Genomic DNA, 19,391 nt, shown 5'->3' with positions numbered 1-19,391 from the left:
CCCGAGTCCCCGGCGAGGTCGTGCTCGCGGTGGCAACGATTACCCGCGAGGTAATCGTCTTGCGGCCGTGCGGTTCGTAGGATCGGCAGGGTGAGTACACAGACAGCCGGTGATCTGTTGCGCCACTGGCGGCTCGAGCGCAGGCTCAGCCAACTGGAATTGGCGGGGCGCGCCGAAACCTCCGCGCGGCATCTGAGTTTCATCGAAACGGGTCGCGCGAATCCGAGCCGCACCATGGTCGTGCACCTGTGCGAGCAGTTGGAGATCCCCTTGCGCGAGCGTAACCGGCTGCTACTCGCGGCCGGTTACGCGCCTGCCTACGCCGAACCCGATCTGGATACCCCCGCGATGGGCGCGGTGCGCGGCGCGATGCGCCAGATCCTCGCCGGACATGAGCCCTATCCGGCGCTGGCCATCGACCAGGGCTGGAACATGATCGACGCCAATGCCGGTGTCGCTCTGCTGTTGGCGGGTATCGACTCGAAGCTGCTCACCGCACCGGTGAACGCGCTGCGTCTGAGCCTGCACCCCGACGGCATGGCCAGCCGCATCATCAACCTCGCCGAATGGCGTGGCCACCTCTTCGAGCGCCTGTCCCGCCAAATCGAGGTCACCGGCGCGCCGGAACTGATCGAGCTCCGCGACGAACTGCGCCAATATCCCGGCGGCGAAGTAGATCTCGCGCTGCCCGAACCCGACCAAGCGGTCGTACCGCTGCGCCTGCGTCACAACGACCACGAGCTGTCCTTCATCAGCGTCACCACCGTCTTCGGCACCCCGATGAACGTCACCGTCGCCGAATTGGCGATCGAATCGTTCTTCCCCGCCGATGCGGAAACCAAGAAGCGCCTCACCGCGCCATCCCGATGACGCGGCGCGCCGATCGAATCGCGGGAACCCATGGGATGCAGTCACATTCGATCCCGGATGCTGGCGAAGTCGAGGCCCGTTCCGATGTATCCGAAGAACGACTGCGCGCGGAACTGGGGTCCGCTCAGGCGGTACGACCAGGTGCGAGGGCGCAGTGGCGCGCTGAACGCGGTCCGTTCGACCTGAGTCCCGATGCGGAATGCGACGTATCGGAACCGGGGAGCTCGGCCGGGAACGAGTTGGAAGCAGGCCAGGTGTGCAGGTGAAGCAGGCGGCGCGGCTCGCGGAGTTGCTCGGGGTCACGGTGCGCGCAGTGACCGATGTGGGATCGAGCCATTCCTGGACGCTGCATCGGGCCGTGCTCGCCGATGGCCGGGAAGTCTTCGTCAAGGCCGCGCTCGATCGGGCACAGGTGTTCCGGGCGGAGGCGGCGGGGCTGCGGTGGCTCGCGGTCGGAGCGCCGGAATTGGTGCCCGAAGTACTCGCGGTCGACGACCGGATGCTGGTGCTGCCGTGGCTGCCGCAAGCCGCTCCGACGACGGCGACCGCGGATCGTTTCGGCCGCGATCTCGCCGCGCTGCACGCGAATTCGCCGGGATCGTTCGGCGCGCCCTGGGCGGGTTGGATCGCCGATCTGCCGCTGGACAACACCCGATTCGACGGCTCATGGGCCCGCTGGTACGCCGACCATCGCCTCGCCCCGTACCTTCCGCGCGCCGCCGACGATCTCGGCCGCGACGGCACCCGCCTGCTGGAACGCGTCATCGACGATATCGACACCCTCGCGGGCCCGAGCGAGCCGTCCAGCCGCATCCACGGCGACCTGTGGTCCGGCAACCTCCTGTGGACCGCCGACCGTGTACTGCTCGTCGACCCCGCCGCGCACGGCGGCCACCGCGAAACCGACCTCGCGATGCTGGCCCTGTTCGGCGCACCGCATCTGGACCGAATCCGCGCCGCCTACCAGGAAATCCACCCGCTGGCCGACGGCTGGCGCGCCCGCGTCCCGCTGCATCAACTGCACCCGCTACTGGTGCACGTCGTGCTCTTCGGCGGCGGCTACCGAAGCCAGACCCTGGCCGCGGCCGCCGCCGCGCTCGCGGCATAGCGCCGCGTCAGCTCGTCTTCGCGATGACCTTCTCCGCGAACCGCGACAGGTGCGCGATCTTGGTGTCCAGCGATTCGGTATCGGGTTCGGTTGTATACGGATAGCGGAAGCCGACGATCACATCGGTGACACCCTTGTCCTCCAACCGTTTCACGCCGTCCACGGTGAAGCCGTCCAGCGAGATGACGTGCACCTCGAAGTCCTTGCGGGTGCCGTATTCGGCGCGCAGGGTATCGAGTTTCGCGAGCAGCCGGTCCAATTCTGCCGGGTCACCGCCCGCGTGCATCCAGCCATCGCCACGCTGGGCCGCGCGCCGCAAGGCCGGGCCACTGTGTCCGCCGATGAGGATCGGGATCGGCTCGGTCGGTACCGGGCTGATCTTGATGGGCGGCAGATCGTAATACTTCCCATGAAATTCGAAGTAGCCGCCCGCGGTGAGGCCGCGCACGATATCGATGCATTCGTCCATGCGTGCGCCCCGATGTTCGAACGGCACACCCATGATCTCGAAGTCATCCGGCCACGGGCTGATACCGACGCCGAAGCCGAACCGGTTACCGCTCAACGCCGCGATCGAGGCGGCCTGTTTGGCCACCAGCACCGGCGGACGGATGGGCAGCTTCACCACGAACGGGGTCAGGCGCAGTGTCGTAGTGGCCGCCGCGATGGCCGCCGACAGCACGAATGCCTCGATGAACGGCTTGTCCTCCAAGAACTCCCGACTGCCGTCAGGGGTGTACGGGTAGGTCGCGTCGGATTCCTTCGGATAGGCCACGCTGTCGGCAATCGTCATCGACGCATACCCGGCCGCCTCCGCGGCCCGTGCCAGCGGCACATAGTAGGTCGGATCCGTCATTGTCTCGGCATAGGTGAATCGCATGTCAATCGCCTTCCATCCCGGTACTTTCGGCGCGCTGCGCCCTGGTCGGTGCCGCCCCCGATATGCCAGCCGCATGCGCACCGGCGCGACGCCCGAAGTAGGACCCCTCGCCGAGACACGTCCCGCTGGCATAGCCGGAACTGTCCTGTGCCAGATTCGAGGCGCAGGCCCCCGCCGCGTACAGCCCCGAGATCACCGACCCATCGGCGCGCAGCACCGCACCGTCGACGGAGGTGCGCAGTCCGCCGAGGGTGAACCCGAGGTAGGTGGCCCGGCCCGGCGTGAGATCGAAGGCACCCCACGGGCCCTCGGTCAACGGTGTCAGCCAGTCGGGATGTTTGCCGAATTCGGGATCGTGCCCTTCGGCCGCCGCGGTGTTGTACGCGGTCAGGGTCCTGCGCAGGGCACCATCGGGGATAGCGAGCGCCGCTTCCATCTCCGAGACCCGGTGCCAGCCATCGATGAATTTCACCATCGGCAGCTCCGGCCACACCATATGCGTGCTGTCCACGATCAGGTAGGCCGTCGAATGTGGTTGCGCGACAACAGCACCCGCTGTCCGCCCGTGATAGGAATCCTCCGCGACGAACCGTCGACCCGCCTTGTTCACGATGATCCCGTACAGCAGATCGGCCGGGGGATAGAACGACGCGGTCAGGAACGCTCCGTCCATCCGCGTGACGGCGCCGCCCGCCGACTGTCCGAGTCGGATGCCGAGCCCGTCATCCGACGGCACACCCAGCGGCAGAAAGTGTTCGGCCAGTCGCGGGGTGTAGGCGGCGAGCATCTCCGGGTTCATCACGAACCCGCCCGCAGCGAGTACCACCGCACCCGCGGCCGCGCCATCGTGCCAGCGCACTCCGACGATCCGCCCGGTCCCATCGGCGACGAGCTCGCGCACCGTGGTCGCGTACCTCACTTCGATACCCACCTGCCGGACCCGCTCGGCGAGCACCGCCATCACCTGCCCTCCGCCGTGCTCGGCGAGCGCGTTCACCTTGTGCCCGCGCGGTGCCGGCTGCGCCTGATCGCGGTAGGGCCACACCTTTTCGTTGCCGGTCCACATCAGCCCCTCGGTTCCGGGCTGCACCACCGACTTCCCGGGATAGAACGACCGCTCGAACTCGATCCCGTGCGCTTCCAGCCAATCGAAATGCGCGACGCTGTCGGTGCAGTACGCGCGGATCTTGGCCGTGTCGGGCTCGGGAGTGACCGCTTCGAGATAGGCGATCATCGCCTCGACACTGTCGGCATGTCCGGTCGCCGACTGCACCGGTGTGCCGCCCCCGAGATAGAAATGCCCCGCCGCCAGCGCCGACGCGCCGCCCGCTGCGCCGTTGCGCTCCAGCAGCAGTACCCGCGCGCCCGCCTCGGCCGCGCTGATCGCCGCGCACGCTCCGGCGATCCCGAAGCCGACCACGATCACATCCGCGCTCGCGTCCCATTCGACCGGGCCGGTAATGAGCTGGGGGAGTTCGATTCCTAGGCCCATGGATTCGAATACCCCTCCGGAATCAGGTAATCGAACATCGCCTTCATATCCGCCGACAACCGCATGAGTTCAACGGTCGAACCGAGCGCACCGCCATCGAGATAGGTGAATTCCATCCCGACCCCCTCGAACGCGCCCCGCGCGAGGATGTCCGCCCCGTTCGTCTTCGCCTCGGCCAGCGCCGCGTCATAGTCGTCCGGCACCCACGCGATGTGATGCAGCCCCGGCCCCACCGTATCCAGATGCTCGGAGTACAGGCTGATCCCGGATTTCGGCTCGATCAGTTCCAATTGCTGTCCGCCCGCATACCCCAGCGCCACGGTGATCGTGTAATCGGCCGGCGCACCGCGCAATTCGCACGACTGCGGCCCGAAGTGCACATCCGGGACGGTGAACCACTCGGCGACGCCATAGCGCTCGGTGCACTCCCGTCGCGCCGCATCGATATCGCGCACCACCCAGCACAGCTGGAAGATCGGACCCCGCGCGATGGTCATCGGATCACCTCAACTCCGCCCAGTGACTCGTCGGATTCGCAAACAGCCGGTACGCACGACTCAATTAATCACTGATGCTTAACATCGTCAATACCCGGATTTAGTACAGTTCAGACATGGCCACCGAGGATCCGCGCGCCGCGCTACTCGACGCGGGCGAACGACTGATCGCCGAACGCGGCGTGGACGTTCCGCTGCGCGATATCGCGGCGGCCGCGGGCCAGCGCAACAACTCGGCGGTGCACTACTATTTCGACTCCCGCGGCGGGCTGATCGAGGCCATTGTCGAACGCCGCATGAATTGGCTCGAGGACCGCCGGATGGGACTGCTCGCCCAGCACGAGGCCGACGGCACCGCGCACGAGATCCGCACACTGGTCGCCATGCTCACCGCGCCCATCCTCGAACTCATCGGCACACCGCGGATCACCCACTACGGCCGCTTCCTGGAAGTGGTGCGCGCCCATCCCGTGATCGCCGACGCCCGCCGCCTCGCCGGTGTCGACCGCGCCGCCGTGCGCATCATCGCCACCCGCCTCGACGCGGCTCTCGCACAACTCCCACCCCGCCGTCGCCGCCAACGCCTGGAAACTATGGCAACGGTGATGTTCGCCCTGATCGCCGACTACGAACGCGCGCTGGAAGCGGGCGTACGCACCGCGAACCCGGACAGCGACGCGGCCGAAATCATCGACATGATCGTCGCCATGCTCACCGTGCCGGTCCACCAAGCGACACCCGGTGGCGCATAGCGACTGATCTGGATCGAACCGGAGATGCGCAGCGCCGGCGCGCGCGGAGACCGCGTATTCGTCACCACCGCGGCCGTGCCCGCCCATTTCTCACCCCCGCGTGGCTTTCGTGCGACTCGCGGGTATGCCCGGCGCCAGAGTCCTGCTCGTTCGGCGGCGCGAGTACCCCTCCGCTCGCGCCACCGAATCGGCGTGTCCGGCAGCCCGGCCATGATCGGGACGGGCGGCTTGCGGCTAGGAATGGTTGCGGTCCCTGAGTCCGTCGAGGACAACTCGTAGGTTGCGGCTCCACTGGCCGCTGTCGGCCTGCAGTCCGACATCCGCGCTCGCCGGTTGCTCGCGGAAGGTTTTGTGGGGAGCGTTATTTCGGCGACCGTGTACTCCGCACGTCACTTGGGCGCGGGCACTCAGGTACCGGCGTGGGCGGCCTACACCCTCGACCAGAGCAATGGTGCGGGCATTGTGGAGATTGTCGGCGGGCACACACTCGACGCGGTCGAGTACCTGATCGGCGATTTCACCGACCTGTCGGCCCGGCTCGCCATCCGCCACCCGCATGCGGTGATCGAGGAAGCCTGCGGGGCAATCGATGTCACCACTCCGAATCATCTGCTACTCGATGCCGTCACCGCGGCGGGGGTCGTGGTGTCGGCTCATATCCACGACTCCAAGGTGACCAATGGCCGCACCCGGATCGAGATCTCCGGCACCGCCGGCGATCTGGCAATCGTGTCCGGCGCCAACGGGCCGGGCGGGATTTCGCTGAGTGAACTGCACCTGCTGGGTTCCCGCGGCGCGGGCACCTGGCAGCCGCTGCAGGGCGAGGATCCGCTGACGGAAATGATCTTCGGCACCGAAGTCGGCAACGTGGCACGACTGTATGCCGTGCTGGCACAGGACATTCGAACCGACGCCGCGACGGTCCCGACCTTCGATGACGGCGTCCACATGCACCGCCTCCTCGACGCCATCCGTCATTCGGCGGACACCGCGACACGGGTGCCGACCTACTAGGTGGTGATAGAGGGGGCGGAGGACGGTTGCCCGACGGCGCTAATCGCGCCAGACGGGTGGGCGCTTGGCCAGGAAGGCCGCCATCCCTTCGCGGGCGCCGGGAAGTTGGGCGGCGGCGGCCATGACCTCCAGGGCGAGGGCGTAGGCATCTGCTTCGGGGCGGTCGAGTTGGCGGTAGAGCGTGCGTTTGCCGAGTGCCTTGCTGGCCCGGCTGCCCCGGGTAGCGCGGGCGAGCAACTCGGCCACCGCGGCGTCGAGTTCGGCGTCTGGCACCGCTCGGTTGATCAGGCCCCACTGTTCGGCGGTGCGGGCATCGATCGGGTCACCAGTGAGGGCGAGTTCCATCAGGCGTTTGCGGCCGACCGCGCGGGCCACCGGCACGGCGGGGGTGTGGCAGAACCAGCCGCCCTTGCCGCCGGGGAGCGCGAAACCGGCCGATTCGGCAGCGACGGCCAGATCGCAGGAGGCCACCAGTTGACAACCCGCGGCAGTGGCCAGACCGTGCACCCGGGCGATCACCACCTGCGGCACCGACTGGATGGTGGACATGAGCTCCGTGCACAGTGTGAGCAGTTCCCGCACACCGAGCAGGTCGCGCGCGGCGACGTCGGCGAAATCATGTCCCGCGGAGAACACCGGACCGTGCGCCCCGAGCACTATCCCGGTGGCGTCGGTCTCGCCGGCGGCCCGGAACGAGGCGAGCAGTTCGGCCAGATGCTCGCCCGACAGCGCATTGCGCCGCTGCGGCCTGTTCATGGTGATGCGCACCGTGTCGCCGTCCCGCGCGACCAGCACATGCCGATACTCCAAGGTGGTCATACCTCCACCGTAGATCTCCACCGGCAACGAGACGACGACCTCGGGAGTGATCGAGCCCCCGCACGTTGTCGGCCGAACCTATCGCCATGCCCGCCGACCTACCTGTTACGTCCACCCGTCGCAATTCGTTGTCGAAGCACACCGAATTCAAGTCTCCGATGGGCTTGCCGAGAGCGTGGGAGGGTTGAGCGTGCCGAGTGCGACGGCTCTCGCATCGGCCACTGTGATTTCCGGCGGTCCGCGCCATATGGCCAGTTCAGGCCGATCGGCGTGCGGTGACCAAGAGGTACTCCCACTCCATCCGCCCGTTGCCCAGGTCGTGTTGGGAAGCGAGATCCGCGAGTTCTCGGTCCAACCGCGCGATCCGGTCGGGTTCCGCGGCAATGGCCTTGTACACGGCGACCGTCGGTCCGTAGTAGGCCTTGAAGAAGTCGCGGAACTCGACGCCGTCGGCGAAACGATCGATGACCGCGTGTTCGCGCCGCAGCTCGAGGTCGGCGACACGATCGCCCAACAGCGACCGGACATGTATCTCGTCGCCCCACATCGGGGGCGGCTGCGCACCGGGCGGGGGCGGCGGAGCGAACGGTTTCATCGTGGCGAACATCTGCCCGATGAATCCGGTGGGTGTCCAGTTGATCAGCCCGATCGTGCCGCCCGGCTTGGTGACCCGCACCAGTTCGTCCGCGGCCACCTGGTGGTACGGCGCGAACATGACGCCTACGCACGAGATCACGGCGTCGAACTCGGCATCGGCGTAGGGCAATGCCTCGGCGTCGGCTTCCTGCCACTGCAGCTCGACGCCCCGGGCGGCGGCGAGACGCCGGCCCGCGTCGAACAGCTCCGGCGTGAGGTCGCTCGCAACGACGTCCGCACCGGTCTCCGCGGCCGGGATCGCTGCATTCCCGGATCCGGCCGCAATGTCCAGCACGCGCTGGCCCGGGCCGATACGGCAGGCCTCGACCAGACGCCGGCCCAGCCCAGGGATGACTTCGGTGGCGACGGACGGGTAGTCGCCCAGTGCCCACATTGCACGATGCCGCGCCTTGAGATCAGCGGGGCCGGATTCGGTCATCTGATGCTCCCTCTGTAATCGCGCCGGCGGACGCCGCCGAGCCTGATCGATGGACAACACGTCGCGAAGTCGGCTGTGGTGCAGGAGGAGTAGGCGGGTTGTGCTCATGCTCTTTCGATGCGGTACCGCAATCGCCAGTCACCAAGGTCCTCGGGCTCGATATGGTCAGCATCCGGTCCGATCGAACCCAACCATTCTGCTGGCAAGCCGGTGAAAACGCGCCGGTACGGAGGCAGCTTGTCGTCGGGATCGAATGTGCCCATCTCGATACCGGTGATTTCCATGGCGACATGATCCTCCACGGAGCCTTCGAACAGCGGTAGGTTGACGTGCACCGTGTTGCGGCCCGGCTTGTCCGATAGGTAGTAGTGCCCTTTCTCGCATTCCAGTGCTTACTCTGGCTGACCTCGAAGCCCGGCATCCGGACATGGGTAAGGCGATTCGTCATGAGGATGAGGCAACTTTCTTCGCCGCAGCCTTGCTGGTCCCCGGCGAAGGCGAAATAGGGAATTGCCAAGCGGCGCAAGAGTCTTGAAGAAGCGGTCTGTACCTGCGGCGGCAGCGTCGAGATGATTCGGTGGCGGATCAATATCACCGGAGCACGTCGACTCCTGGCCAGCTGACCGCCGCCAGCTCTCTGTTCCCGGATTGGAAGCGACTGCGCCCTACCGCCCACTCTGCTACCGCGCCGGCGGTAGCTGGTGGATCTGCATCGAAAGGCCGAGACTGGTTATTGCCTGCCCGCGCCATTACGGGAGCGACCACACGGGTCGTGCCCACCTCGGAATCACCAGATCGGGCGAGGTGCGTGGGTCTCCGCCTATCGACAAGGAGGCTGGAAATGAATCATTCAGGCTTGGACCCGACCTTCTATCGGAGTGCAGCGGAAGCGGCGGCCGCGCCACCGGAGCGGCTCGCATACGTTGTTGCGTTCGACCGCGCGGCACAGAAGCCAGATGCGCTGTCAGTGATCGATGTGGATCCGGGCTCGGCAACCTACGGCCGGGTGGTGGGCTGGACCGAGGTGCCCCACCTGGGCAACGAGCTGCACCATTTCGGCTGGAACGCCTGCAGCAGCGCGCTGAAGCACGAGGGCCACCACCTTGAAAGCCTGGCTCGGCGGTACCTGATCGTGCCGGGTCTGCGCTCGTCGCGCCTGTACGTGTTCGATACCCAGCCCGACCCACGCCAGCCCACCCTGTCCAGGATCGTGGACAGCTCCGAGCTCGCGGCCAAGGCCGGCTACTCCCGTCCACACACGCTGCACTGCGGGCCGGACGGTGTGTTCATGACCTGCCTCGGCGGGGCGGACGGATCGGAGGGGCCGGGCGGGATCGCGCTGCTCGATCATGGGACGTTCGATGTGCTGCGGCAATGGGAGACCGACCGTGGGCCGCAATATTTCGCGTACGACGCCTGGTGGCATCTCAACCAGAACACGCTGATCAGCAGCGAGTGGGGCACCCCGTCCATGATCGAGGACGGGTTGCAGCCGGAGTTGCTGCTGGCCAACAAGTACGGCCACGCGATCCACTTCTGGGACCTCACCGCCGGTCGGCACCAGCAGCGGATCGATCTCGGCGAGCAGTATCAGATGCCACTCGAGCTGCGCCCTGCACACGATCCGGACGCCGCTTGGGGGTTCGTCGGCGTGGTGATCTCGACCGAGGATCTGTCGGCCTCGGTGTGGCGTTGGCACCGCGATGATGGCATGTGGGCGGTCGACAAGGTGATCACCATCCCGGCCGAGCCGGCTGATCCCGACCTGCTGCCACCGGCCCTGAAACCGTTCGGCGCGGTGCCGCCGCTGGTCACCGACATCGACCTGTCAGTCGACGACGCATACCTCTATGTCTCGTGCTGGGGTACCGGGGAGCTCGAGCAGTTCGACGTGCGCGATCCGGCCAACCCGAAACAGACCGGGTCGGTCCGGCTCGGCGGGATCGTGGGCCGCACCGCCCACCCCGCCGCGCCGAACCAGCCGCTTGCCGGCGGCCCCCAGATGGTCGAGATCAGCCGTAACGGTCGCCGGGTCTACCTCACCAACTCGCTCTATAGCGCGTGGGACGACCAGTTCTACCCGGATGGGATCGGCGCCTGGATGGCCGTCATGCACACCGATCCCGATGGCGGAATGACCATCGACGAGTCGTTCTTCCCGCACGACGAGGACTTTCGAGGTCTGCGGGTGCACCAGGTGCGCCTCCAGGGCGGCGACGCCTCCTCCGACTCCTACTGTTACCGGTAGTCGGGTCGAGCGGGGACCGCTGGATCTCGACGCCATTCCTTGCCGAGCGCCGGGCACTCGAGCGGCGCCGGCCATGACTTCCAGGGCGATGGCGCACTACCGGATCCGCGAAGCCAGGCCGGACCGACCTGGGACGGCCCCCGCTTCGACACCGGGGGCCGTTGTGATCATTTGCTCAGAGCCTTGCCACCATTGGGAGCCACTGCGAACCACGTTCCGCCGACACCCTGGCCGAGCAGATCGCCTGGCTTGGTGTCTTTCGAGAAGTAGTACACCGGCCAACCCCCGATAGTGATCTGGCATGTGCCGTCGGCACGTTCGATGAATCCGACGAGTTGGGGATCGATACCCGAGGCGTAGAGCGCTTGATCGCGGGCCACGGTCAACGGCGGCCAGGTCACGGCGCACTGCCCGGAGCAGTTGGATACCGAGGGGTTCGCGGTGTCCTTGTCGAACCGGTACAGCGACCGGCCGGATCCGTCCGAAACACGCTGTCCGACGCTCGGGTCGGCGGTCACCTGAAGTTGCACCGCGCGCGCGGTGCCGGCCGGGGCGGCACCGCCGTAGATCTTCAGCCAGCCTTGCGTTTTCGCTACCGCGGGGGCCTGTCCCACAGCGGGTGCTGCTGCGGCAGTCGCGGTCGAGGACGTCGGCGCCGTCGCCTCGGCACCTTTGTCGCCACCGCAGCCGCTGAGCAGACCTGCGAGAGCGATCGCGGCAGCGGCGAGCGGCACTGCGGCACGCTGGATTCGTTTGGCTGAATTCATATTTCGGATCCTCCGTCGCTGATCGATGAGGTGCACAACGCATCTCGTCCCCCGTACTACGAATCACGGCAACCATTTGGTTCACCCGGGACGCCGCGGTCGTGGTGTTTGCTATCTCACAGTCGGAGGCATCGACCAGATCATCGGTTTCGAGCAGATGCCCCCTCGGGGAGTTGCTCGATGAATGCCATGATCGCGTCCGCCTCGCGAATTCCAGCGATCGCACCTCGGCGTCCTGTTCGACGCTCGGATCTTGTCTGATTGTTTCATCAGATATGATGTATGTGCAGAGCTATTACGAGAGAAGGTCCGATGACTTCCGAACCCGTGGTTCGCAACCGCATCGATCGGCGTCGCGAGCGCACCCGCAATGCTCTGCTCGGTGCCGCACAGAAGTTCCTGGCCGAGGGGCGATCCGCGGTCAGCATTCAGGAGATCACCGACGCGGCCGATGTCGGTTTCGGCTCCTTCCACAACCACTTCGAGTCCAAGGAGCAGCTGTTCGACGAGGCCGTGCGGTCGGCGCTACAGGTCTACAGCGAGATGCGCGACGGCATCGTCGCGGTTTACGAGGATCCGGCCGAGGTGTTCGCGGTGAGCTTCCGGATGACCGGGCGGTTGCAACGACAGTTCCCGGAAGTGGTCCGGGTGATCTTGCATTCCGGCATGTCGATCCTGGTGCGCGACGAGGGTCTGGCCCCACGCGCGCGCCGCGATATCGTCGCCGCGCAGCAGGCGGGACACTTCGAAGCGATGGATCCGGACAAGGCGGTCATGGCCGCGGGCGGGGCCCTGCTCGGATTGCTGCAACTGCTGGATGCCCGGCCGGATGCCGACGCCGAAGCGCTCACCGACGAGATGACCTTCCGCATCCTGCGTATGTTCGGCGTGCACAAGCGCACGGCGCAGCGACTGTCTTCCGGCCCGTTGCCGCCCCAGCCGGAGCTCCAGGCCGAGCTGGGGCTGTGATCAGCGGATGCCGTCCCGTCCGGCCCGAAGGCGTCGGGACGGTCTGCTCGATCGATGAGCCGATCGCCTAGGCGGGCAGGCCGATCAGGTCGGCCATGAGATTCATCTGGTGTTCGAAGTAGTCGCCGACGGCACTGATGGTGCCGTCCAGGCGGCCGAAGATCTCGAAGGTGACGAGCCCGAAAAGCTGTGTCCAGCCGAGGAATACGCGGTCGAGCACCTCCTCGGGCAGCCCGGACCCCTGCTGGTCGATCAGGATGCGGAGATCGCCGCGCACGGCGTCGGGCAGCGGCGTGGCCAGTGGTGCGGGCCGGAGCAGGCCGGCGGCTTCGGCATCGGCGGCGATGTCGGCGAGCAGCAGGACGACGGTGGCGGCGGGCGCGACGGTGTCCCGGGGTGCGTCATAGCCCGGGATGGGGCTGCCGTAGAGCAGGCCGTATTCGGTCGGATTCGCGGTGGCCCAGTCCCGTACGGCCGTGCAGACGGCGAGCCAGCGGCCGCGTTGATCGCCGGCCGGTCGGGCTTCGGCCGCGCGGGTGGCGGCGTTGCCGAGCGATTCGTAGCTCTCCAGGATGAGCGCGGTCAGCAGGTCGTCGCGGCTGGGGAAGTAGCGGTAGAGCGCGGAGGCGACGATGCCCATGTCGCGGGCGACTCCGCGCAGCGACAGTCCGGCGCCATCGGTGGCCAGCCGTTTCCGGGCGGCGGCCTTGATCTCCTCGATCATTTCGGTGCGTACGCGGGCGCGCACGGATGCGGCGGACATATCCGCAGTGTAGAGAACGGGAAACCCTTTGGAGAACAGTAGGCGTTGGAGAGAACACTGTTCTTGACTAGGAACGGTGTGCTCGCTTACCGTCGAAGCATCACCGAGAACACCGTTCTTAACGAAGAACACCCGACCAGATCGAGGACCTCATGTCCCTGCACGTTGTCATCGGAGCGGGCCCCGTGGGCACCGCCACCGCACTTCTGCTCGCGGCTCGCGGCGAGCACGTCCGCCTGATCACCCGCCGCGGCACCGGCCCCGAGCATCCGGCCGTCGAACGTGTCACGGCCGATGCCACCGACACATCTGCCCTCGTCACCCACTGTCTGGACGCGACCGCCGTCTACCAGTGCGCTCAACCGGCCTATCACCGCTGGCCACAGGAGTTCCCGCCGCTGCACCGCGCGGTGCTGACCGCCGCGGAACTGTCCGGCGCGATGCTGGTCACCGTCGGAAACCTGTACGGCTACGGCGAATTCGACGTTCCGGTCACCGAAGACCATCCGCTGCGCCCGAATTCGGTGAAGGGGCGCGTGCGCGCCGAAATGTGGGCAGAGCAACTGGCCGCGCACCAGGCCGGCCGCATCCGCACCGCCGAAGTGCGCGGCTCCGACTACCTCGGCCCCCACGCCGCTTCCACGGTGACCACCCTGCTACTCCCGGCGGTGCTGTCCGGCCGACGCGCCCTGGTCCCCGCCGATCTCGACGCACCGCACACCTGGACCGCCACCGCCGATGTGGCCCGCCTGCTGGTCGCGGTGGCCGCAGACGAATCCGCCTGGGGCAGGCCATGGCACGTGCCTTCGGCTACGCCGCGGTCGGTGCGTGCCCTGGCCGAGCTGCTCGCCAGGGTCGCGGCGGCCCCACCCGCCCGGGTCACCCGCATGCCCGCGGCGATGCTCTGGTCAGCGGGCCTGTTCGTTCCGGCCGCCCGCGAGATCCGGGAACTGCGCTATCAATTCGATCGCCCGTTCGTCATGGATTCCTCCGCCGCGACGGCGCATTTTGCCCTCGACCCGACCCCGCTCGAGGACTCTCTGCGCGGGACTGTCGATGCCTTCCGGGGCGCCGCCGACCTCACCGCCCGGCAGTGAAAGGCGCACAAACGATGTCCACTTCGAAGGTCGCCGACGAGGTTTCGGCGCGGGTCGCGTTGCCGATCGTGACGGCCGTGGTCTGCATGAACGCCGGTTTCATCGGCCTGGGCGCGGTGTTCGACTATCCACGTGTGCTGTCGCGCCCGAGCGCGGAGGTGCTGTCGTTGTTCCGGGCACACGAGGCCGCGGTGGTGTCGTGGTTCTCGGTGCTGGTGTTCGGCGCGGTGCTGTTCGTCCCGATCGCGGTGCTGGTCGGGCGACTCCATGATTCGCCGCACATGCGGTGGGCCGTGCGGGCCGGTGCGGCGGCGGGTGTGGTGCAGGCGATCGGTCTGCTGCGCTGGCCGCTACTGGTGCCGTCGCTGGCCGACCGCGCTGTCGGTACGGGCGAGAGTTCCGCTGCGACAGCCGAATTCGAGCTGTGGAATCGAGTGCTCGGCTCGGCGCTGGGGGAGACCTGCGGCTACGCGCTGACCGCCGCCTGGACCGTGCTGGTGGCAACGGCGTTGTCGCGCAACGGCTTCCCGCGCTGGTTCACCACTCTGGGGGTGGCCGCGGCCATCCTGATCCTGACCGGTGTCGCCGCGCCGTGGCGGGTCCCGGCCGCGCAGCAGCTGAACTTCCTCGGCTATGTGCTGTGGAGCGTGTGGATGCTGGCGCTGGCCGGTTTCGTGATCCACCGTTCGCCGCCCATATCCCGTGCGTGAATCGTGCGCCGCGAGCCGCGACCACGGCAGATCCCATCGCGGACTCAGCGGCCCCCGGTCAGGAGGTCACCGCGAGGTCGAGGCTGGCCAGCAGCTCGATCACGCGTTGGTCGATATCGTCGCGGATCGGCCGCACCTCGGCCACCGGCAGCCCGGCCGGATCGTCCACGACCCAGTCTTCGTGCCGGACGCCGGGTATCAGCGGGCACGAGTCCTCGCATCCCATGGTGATGATGATGTCGGCGGCCAGGATGATCTCGTCGGTCCAGGTCTTGGGGAATTCGTGGGAGATATCGATACCCACTTCGGCCATGGCCGCGACGGCTGCCGCGTTCAGCGCGCCGCTCGGCTCGGCCCCGCCGGACCAGGCCAGTGCCCGATCCTGTGCGTAATGCTCGAAGAAACCCAGAGCCATCTGCGAACGCCCGGCGTTGAACGCGCACAGGAACAGCACCACCGGTTTCGTGTGTTCGATGCGGCCCTCCACCTTGGCCCGAGCGTGCAACTGCTGCCGCGCGAAGCGCTCGGCCAGCAATGGCAGATACAGCTGCACGGCCGCGCGCGCCCCGATCTGGGCGTAGGAGTCGTGGAGGTAGCGGTGAATCGTGTTGGCATCGAACAAGATCGTGAACTCACGCTGCAGCCGCCGCTCGGCGCGGGCCAGCGCCGTGGCGTGCACGATGTCGAGGAGTCGGTAGGCGGGGGTGATCTCTGCGTACCCGGCCTGGTTCGTCCGCTCGGGCGTAACCACATCAATTAGGGTGACACCGGTGCCCCTTCGGGGCAACCAAACCGGGGATGAACGGATAGAACCCGCACGCGACAACGCGGCATACCGCCGAAGAACCCCCTCGGTACGATGCGTGTCGCGAAAACCGTTAGTGCAGAAGCCTTTCGCAGGGGCGATGAAGTCCTCCTTCCGATTCTCGGCTTCGAGGGTCAGCGCCGTGGATTCCGGTGCGGACCAGATGTCCGGAACGACCAGCGATATGCGGCTACTGCGGGAACTGACCGACCTGAACGGGATCGAACCGGGCGGCGCTGCCCGACTGTCGCCGATGTCTGCCCGTCAGCGGCGACCAGGCCGACCCAGAAGGCAGTGGTGTCGCACTTCTTCAATCCATCTCGACGTGTCCGAACGATGGCACGCACCCGCCCCGGTGCGGATCGGCTCGCGCGTCGACTGGTTGATGCGCCCGCTGTAGGTGGCGGCGGTCGCCGCTCGGTCGATCCGGCACGAAAACACACCCGTTTTACGCTGAGGGGCAGTGAATCTGCGTTCGTCGGCACGGAATGTGTACGCGGCCGAAGCGGCGAGCACCGGTACCCGACACTGTTGCGGTAGGCGCACCGACCGACCCCGCAGGTCCCATCAGGGAGCCGGCCCGCCTATTACCCGCATTGCACAACCAGAGTGAAAGGCGTTGTGGTGGTGGCTGCTTCATGACTGTTCTGGCATTGGATATCGGCCCTGCGGAATTCGCCGCGAGCCGGGTGGACGGCGGCGTCGGCGCACGGGCTATTCAGCGAATCCCGATACCGGCGGATGCGGTGTGGGACGGCTGCCGGGATCTGCTGCTCGATGTGGCCGGAGACGACGAGATCACCGCGGTCGGCATTGCCTGCCCAGGGCCGATCGACAAGTCGGCCGGAATGATCGCCCCAGCAGCAATTCCCCAGTGGCGCAGTGGATTCGACATCGTCAAAGCAGTGCGGAGGCTATTCCCGGCCGCGGCCGTCGAGGTGGCCACCGACGGCCTGTGCGTGAGCCTGACCGAACGATACCTCGGCGGAGCGCACCACTCCGAAGCAATGCTGGCCGGCGCCGGCATTCTCGCCCTGCTCGCAGCGGAACGGGTGGCCCGCAACACACCGCCCGGCTGCGGTGCCGAACACGTCACCGGGCACCTCCACGACCGAGCCGATTACCGCCCGGCCGGCCGGGCGATCTGTGGTCGCCATCGGCCGCGGTGAACAACTTCCCGATCCTACGATCGCATCGACGCACCGCTACCTTCCAGGCGTGCAGCACAGGGCCAGCAACCTCAACGAAACCGATGAGCTGACAATGAGATTCCCCTTCGACGAGCAGACTCCCAACCAGCTGTCGTTCGCCGAACGCGATGAGCGATATCAGCAGCTGCACGACTGGCCCGAAGCCACCTATCGGCACAACTCAGGCCCCGCACGTCCGATACCGGCGCGGCAGCTGTCTCGAACACGCCCGTCCGACTTGCTGTTCAGCGGAGCCGACATCATCATTGTCACCGGCTGAACCATTCGAGGTGTCGCAATGGAGTACTACGAGCTCGACATCGCGGATGTCGACGAATGGACCGAAACCGCAAACAGTTTCGTCCCGATGGATCATCGCTACCGCGAACCCGACCGCTGGCAGGTGGCCATGACCGTGCAGCAGACGAGTACGTACCGGCTGCTGCGCTGGGATCAGCCCGGCGACCGGCTGGCCTTCCGTACCCCGTCGAACATCCGTCGGGTTTCGGCCGAGGACTTCTACTGGGTGGTCGTCCCGCAGCGGGGACAGTTCGCCGCCGCCGACGAGCACGGAATCACCCGCATCACACCGGGGCAGGCGGCGGTGCTGGCACTGGATCGACAGTGCCGGTTACATATCCCCGCCTCAGTGGCCTACGGCTTCCAGGTGCCGCGCACCGAGTTCGCCCGACCCGGCCTACGACAGCCGGTGCTCGACCTCGGCTCGGGTCTCGGCAGGATCGCCGCGGGCATGATCCGCGATCTGCATGCCGAACGCTCCGCGCTGACGAGCCGGGAGTTCAACGCGGTCTGCGACCGGATCGCCGAGCTGCTCTGCATGATGACCGCGGGTGATACCCGCCCGCAACAGACTCATTTGACAGAGCTCGCCGAGACCGTCCGACAGTACGTGCGCGAGCACATCGGAGCAGCGGACCTCCGGCTGCCCGAGGCGGCGCGGGCATTGGGCTGGTCGCCGAGGCAGCTGCGCACCGCACTGCATCAGGCGGGCACCACGTATCGGGAAGTACGCCAGGACGAAGCACTGCGGGCGGCTCGGACAATGCTCGAAAACCCCGAGACGACAGCAACAATCGGAGAGGTCGCCGCGCGCAGCGGCTTCACCCTCACCTGGTTCTCCGCCGCCTTCAAGGCACGATACGGCGAGACACCGCGAGAATTTCGCAAACGTAGATTGGCCGAGTCGGGCCGGCCGACAACGGCTCTCGGCCCAACTACCACCGCAACAGAAAGCGCTACCCGGTCACTCGCTCCATGAGTTCCGCGAGCAACCGCAATGCCCGATCCATCTCGGCTTCGGTCATTCGAGCCATACCGCAGGATGTGCTCAGGCCACCGAATGGGCGGCTGTAGTACTGCCGGGCCTGCGTCAGTGCCGTAATGATTCGTTCCGCATCGGCGTTCTCGTGCACGATACCGGCGTAGATCGGCACATCAGTGGTCAACCGTTCCAGTTCCCGATATACGGCCGGGTCATCGACGAGTGGCAGCACATCGGCGCCCGCGAGCGGAATATGAATTCCCTGCAGAGTTCTGCCCTCCGGCCATTCCGCCACGATCGCATCGGCCAGCAGGACGACCGGCTCGTATCCGTTGATCTTCTTCATCCAGCTGGTGTGTTCCCAATCGCCGCGGCACAGATGGATGGTGACACGGGCGCCTGCGGGCATACGGCGCACGAACTCGGCCAGATCCGTGGCCAGTGCGACAGCTTTTGCCGCGCGCTCCTCCTCCGACTCGATGCTTTCCATCGTCACCATGCGCCCGGGGCTCTCCAGCTGGAACACCACATCGCCGTCGAACAACCGATGGATAGCCGCGATCTCCTCTAGCGCCGGCTTCCGGAACGAGTCGTAGTGTTCGGTGACACCGGCCGCTCCCAGAGCGAAGAAAGCATGGTCGTAGGGGTCGATGATGTTGGCTTGATAGGGCTTCTGTTCGCCGTGCTCGTGGATCAGGCGGTCCAGAATCGGTTTGGCCGCCTCGGCCTGGTCGAAATAGCCCAGCAGCACGGGAGGGATCTCGAGTTCCGCTTCGCCGGTGTACTCGTAGGTCGGCATGCCTTCGTAACCGAGCTCGATATTTCCGTTGTCGACTTTCGTCATGCCGGGCAGCGCGAAGCTGGCACGCAGGCGCGGCATGATCCAGCTGGGAAAAGCCGTATCTCCCTCCGGAAATGAGGGAAGGTAATGCCACAGCGATTCGAATTTCCGCATCGCGGTCCGACGTGTCGGAGCGTTGGCACTGCCCACCAGATAGGTAACCGGAACAGAAAGATTCGTCACCGTTGGCCGTCCTTTCATCACAGCGGTGC

Annotated in this window: 21 protein-coding genes; 11 read left to right on the top strand and 10 right to left on the bottom strand. The window is 66.7% G+C overall.

Translation table 11 applies throughout. The annotated features are described in order from the left end of the window. Positions 1-90: 90 nt before the first annotated feature. Both ACQP2D_RS22040 and ACQP2D_RS22035 read left to right on the top strand, forming a co-directional pair. Positions 91-870, top strand: coding sequence for a helix-turn-helix domain-containing protein (locus ACQP2D_RS22040; protein WP_433677800.1), 780 nt, complete (start codon positions 91-93; stop codon positions 868-870). Between the two features lie 256 nt (positions 871-1,126). Further along, positions 1,127-1,978: a fructosamine kinase family protein gene (locus ACQP2D_RS22035; RefSeq protein WP_433677799.1), complete on the top strand. Its 852-nt coding sequence runs from the start codon at positions 1,127-1,129 to the stop codon at positions 1,976-1,978. 7 nt (positions 1,979-1,985) lie between these two features. Here ACQP2D_RS22035 and ACQP2D_RS22030 read toward each other — a convergent pair whose 3' ends face one another. Genes ACQP2D_RS22030 through ACQP2D_RS22020 form a run of 3 tightly spaced genes read right to left on the bottom strand, consistent with a single transcriptional unit; the run spans position 1,986 to position 4,847 of the window. Further along, a complete protein-coding gene (locus tag ACQP2D_RS22030; protein ID WP_433677798.1) occupies positions 1,986-2,858 on the bottom strand; it encodes a TIGR03619 family F420-dependent LLM class oxidoreductase in 873 nt (290 codons plus the stop codon). Position 2,859: 1 nt separating this feature from the next. Continuing rightward, on the bottom strand, positions 2,860-4,350 hold the full coding sequence (locus ACQP2D_RS22025; protein ID WP_433677797.1) for an FAD-binding protein: 1,491 nt from the start codon (positions 4,348-4,350) through the stop codon (positions 2,860-2,862). After that, positions 4,341-4,847: a VOC family protein gene (locus tag ACQP2D_RS22020; RefSeq protein ID WP_433677796.1), complete on the bottom strand. Its 507-nt coding sequence runs from the start codon at positions 4,845-4,847 to the stop codon at positions 4,341-4,343. The genes ACQP2D_RS22025 and ACQP2D_RS22020 overlap by 10 nt, the downstream gene beginning before the upstream one ends. Positions 4,848-4,963: 116 nt before the next feature. On the opposite strand from ACQP2D_RS22020, the gene ACQP2D_RS22015 reads away from it, so the two are divergent. Together ACQP2D_RS22015 and ACQP2D_RS22010 are read left to right on the top strand one after the other, a co-directional pair. Beyond that, positions 4,964-5,599, top strand: a complete 636-nt coding sequence (locus ACQP2D_RS22015; RefSeq protein WP_433677795.1) for a TetR family transcriptional regulator — start codon at positions 4,964-4,966, stop codon at positions 5,597-5,599. 291 nt (positions 5,600-5,890) lie between these two features. Continuing rightward, positions 5,891-6,613, top strand: a complete 723-nt coding sequence (locus ACQP2D_RS22010) for a Gfo/Idh/MocA family protein (RefSeq protein WP_433685732.1) — start codon at positions 5,891-5,893, stop codon at positions 6,611-6,613. Between the two features lie 39 nt (positions 6,614-6,652). Here ACQP2D_RS22010 and ACQP2D_RS22005 read toward each other — a convergent pair whose 3' ends face one another. From ACQP2D_RS22005 to ACQP2D_RS21995, 3 genes are all read right to left on the bottom strand, one after another. Further along, complete coding sequence (locus tag ACQP2D_RS22005) at positions 6,653-7,432, bottom strand: enoyl-CoA hydratase-related protein (protein WP_433677794.1); 780 nt, start codon at positions 7,430-7,432, stop codon at positions 6,653-6,655. Positions 7,433-7,688: 256 nt separating this feature from the next. After that, a complete protein-coding gene (locus ACQP2D_RS22000) occupies positions 7,689-8,507 on the bottom strand; it encodes a class I SAM-dependent methyltransferase (RefSeq protein ID WP_433677793.1) in 819 nt (272 codons plus the stop codon). A 104-nt stretch (positions 8,508-8,611) separates the two neighbouring features. Further along, on the bottom strand, positions 8,612-8,791 hold the full coding sequence (locus ACQP2D_RS21995; RefSeq protein WP_433677792.1) for a hypothetical protein: 180 nt from the start codon (positions 8,789-8,791) through the stop codon (positions 8,612-8,614). A 557-nt stretch (positions 8,792-9,348) separates the two neighbouring features. On the opposite strand from ACQP2D_RS21995, the gene ACQP2D_RS21990 reads away from it, so the two are divergent. Next, entirely contained in the window at positions 9,349-10,755 is a 1,407-nt protein-coding gene (locus ACQP2D_RS21990) for a selenium-binding protein SBP56-related protein (protein ID WP_433677791.1), read from the top strand. Between the two features lie 167 nt (positions 10,756-10,922). On the opposite strand, the gene ACQP2D_RS21985 is transcribed toward ACQP2D_RS21990, so the two are convergent. Continuing rightward, the gene (locus ACQP2D_RS21985; protein ID WP_433677790.1) at positions 10,923-11,522 is read right to left on the bottom strand and encodes a hypothetical protein; all 600 of its coding nucleotides are present in this window, start codon (positions 11,520-11,522) and stop codon (positions 10,923-10,925) included. Positions 11,523-11,834: 312 nt separating this feature from the next. Between ACQP2D_RS21985 and ACQP2D_RS21980 the strand changes: the two genes are divergently transcribed. Beyond that, positions 11,835-12,491: a TetR/AcrR family transcriptional regulator gene (locus ACQP2D_RS21980; RefSeq protein WP_433677789.1), complete on the top strand. Its 657-nt coding sequence runs from the start codon at positions 11,835-11,837 to the stop codon at positions 12,489-12,491. Between the two features lie 67 nt (positions 12,492-12,558). Here the strand turns inward: ACQP2D_RS21980 and ACQP2D_RS21975 are convergent, their stop codons facing one another. After that, positions 12,559-13,254 (bottom strand): TetR/AcrR family transcriptional regulator, encoded by a 696-nt coding sequence (locus ACQP2D_RS21975; RefSeq protein ID WP_433677788.1) that lies wholly within the window; start codon positions 13,252-13,254, stop codon positions 12,559-12,561. Between the two features lie 152 nt (positions 13,255-13,406). On the opposite strand from ACQP2D_RS21975, the gene ACQP2D_RS21970 reads away from it, so the two are divergent. After that, entirely contained in the window at positions 13,407-14,351 is a 945-nt protein-coding gene (locus ACQP2D_RS21970) for an NAD-dependent epimerase/dehydratase family protein (RefSeq protein WP_433677787.1), read from the top strand. 14 nt (positions 14,352-14,365) lie between these two features. Next, positions 14,366-15,061 carry a DUF4386 family protein gene (locus tag ACQP2D_RS21965; RefSeq protein WP_433677786.1) on the top strand — a complete coding sequence of 232 codons (696 nt, stop codon included), beginning with the start codon at positions 14,366-14,368 and terminating at the stop codon, positions 15,059-15,061. A 58-nt stretch (positions 15,062-15,119) separates the two neighbouring features. Here the strand turns inward: ACQP2D_RS21965 and ACQP2D_RS21960 are convergent, their stop codons facing one another. Beyond that, the gene (locus tag ACQP2D_RS21960; RefSeq protein ID WP_433685731.1) at positions 15,120-15,770 is read right to left on the bottom strand and encodes a three-helix bundle dimerization domain-containing protein; all 651 of its coding nucleotides are present in this window, start codon (positions 15,768-15,770) and stop codon (positions 15,120-15,122) included. A gap of 734 nt (positions 15,771-16,504) precedes the next feature. On the opposite strand from ACQP2D_RS21960, the gene ACQP2D_RS21955 reads away from it, so the two are divergent. The 3 genes from ACQP2D_RS21955 to ACQP2D_RS21945 are packed head-to-tail and all read left to right on the top strand — an operon-like array spanning position 16,505 to position 18,335. Continuing rightward, positions 16,505-17,035: an ROK family protein gene (locus ACQP2D_RS21955; protein ID WP_433677785.1), complete on the top strand. Its 531-nt coding sequence runs from the start codon at positions 16,505-16,507 to the stop codon at positions 17,033-17,035. A 49-nt stretch (positions 17,036-17,084) separates the two neighbouring features. After that, the gene (locus tag ACQP2D_RS21950) at positions 17,085-17,336 is read left to right on the top strand and encodes a hypothetical protein (protein WP_433677784.1); all 252 of its coding nucleotides are present in this window, start codon (positions 17,085-17,087) and stop codon (positions 17,334-17,336) included. 18 nt (positions 17,337-17,354) lie between these two features. After that, positions 17,355-18,335 (top strand): AraC family transcriptional regulator, encoded by a 981-nt coding sequence (locus ACQP2D_RS21945; protein ID WP_433677783.1) that lies wholly within the window; start codon positions 17,355-17,357, stop codon positions 18,333-18,335. Here ACQP2D_RS21945 and ACQP2D_RS21940 read toward each other — a convergent pair. Continuing rightward, on the bottom strand, positions 18,313-19,362 hold the full coding sequence (locus ACQP2D_RS21940) for a hypothetical protein (protein ID WP_433677782.1): 1,050 nt from the start codon (positions 19,360-19,362) through the stop codon (positions 18,313-18,315). The two genes, ACQP2D_RS21945 and ACQP2D_RS21940, sit on opposite strands and share 23 nt — an antisense overlap. Between the last annotated feature and the right edge of the window lie 29 nt (positions 19,363-19,391).

Source organism: Nocardia sp. CA-119907 (assembly GCF_050955995.1).
GTDB lineage: Bacteria > Actinomycetota > Actinomycetes > Mycobacteriales > Mycobacteriaceae > Nocardia.
The sequence above is the reverse complement of the archived record's forward strand: the minus strand, read 5'-3'. Positions and strand labels throughout refer to the sequence as shown.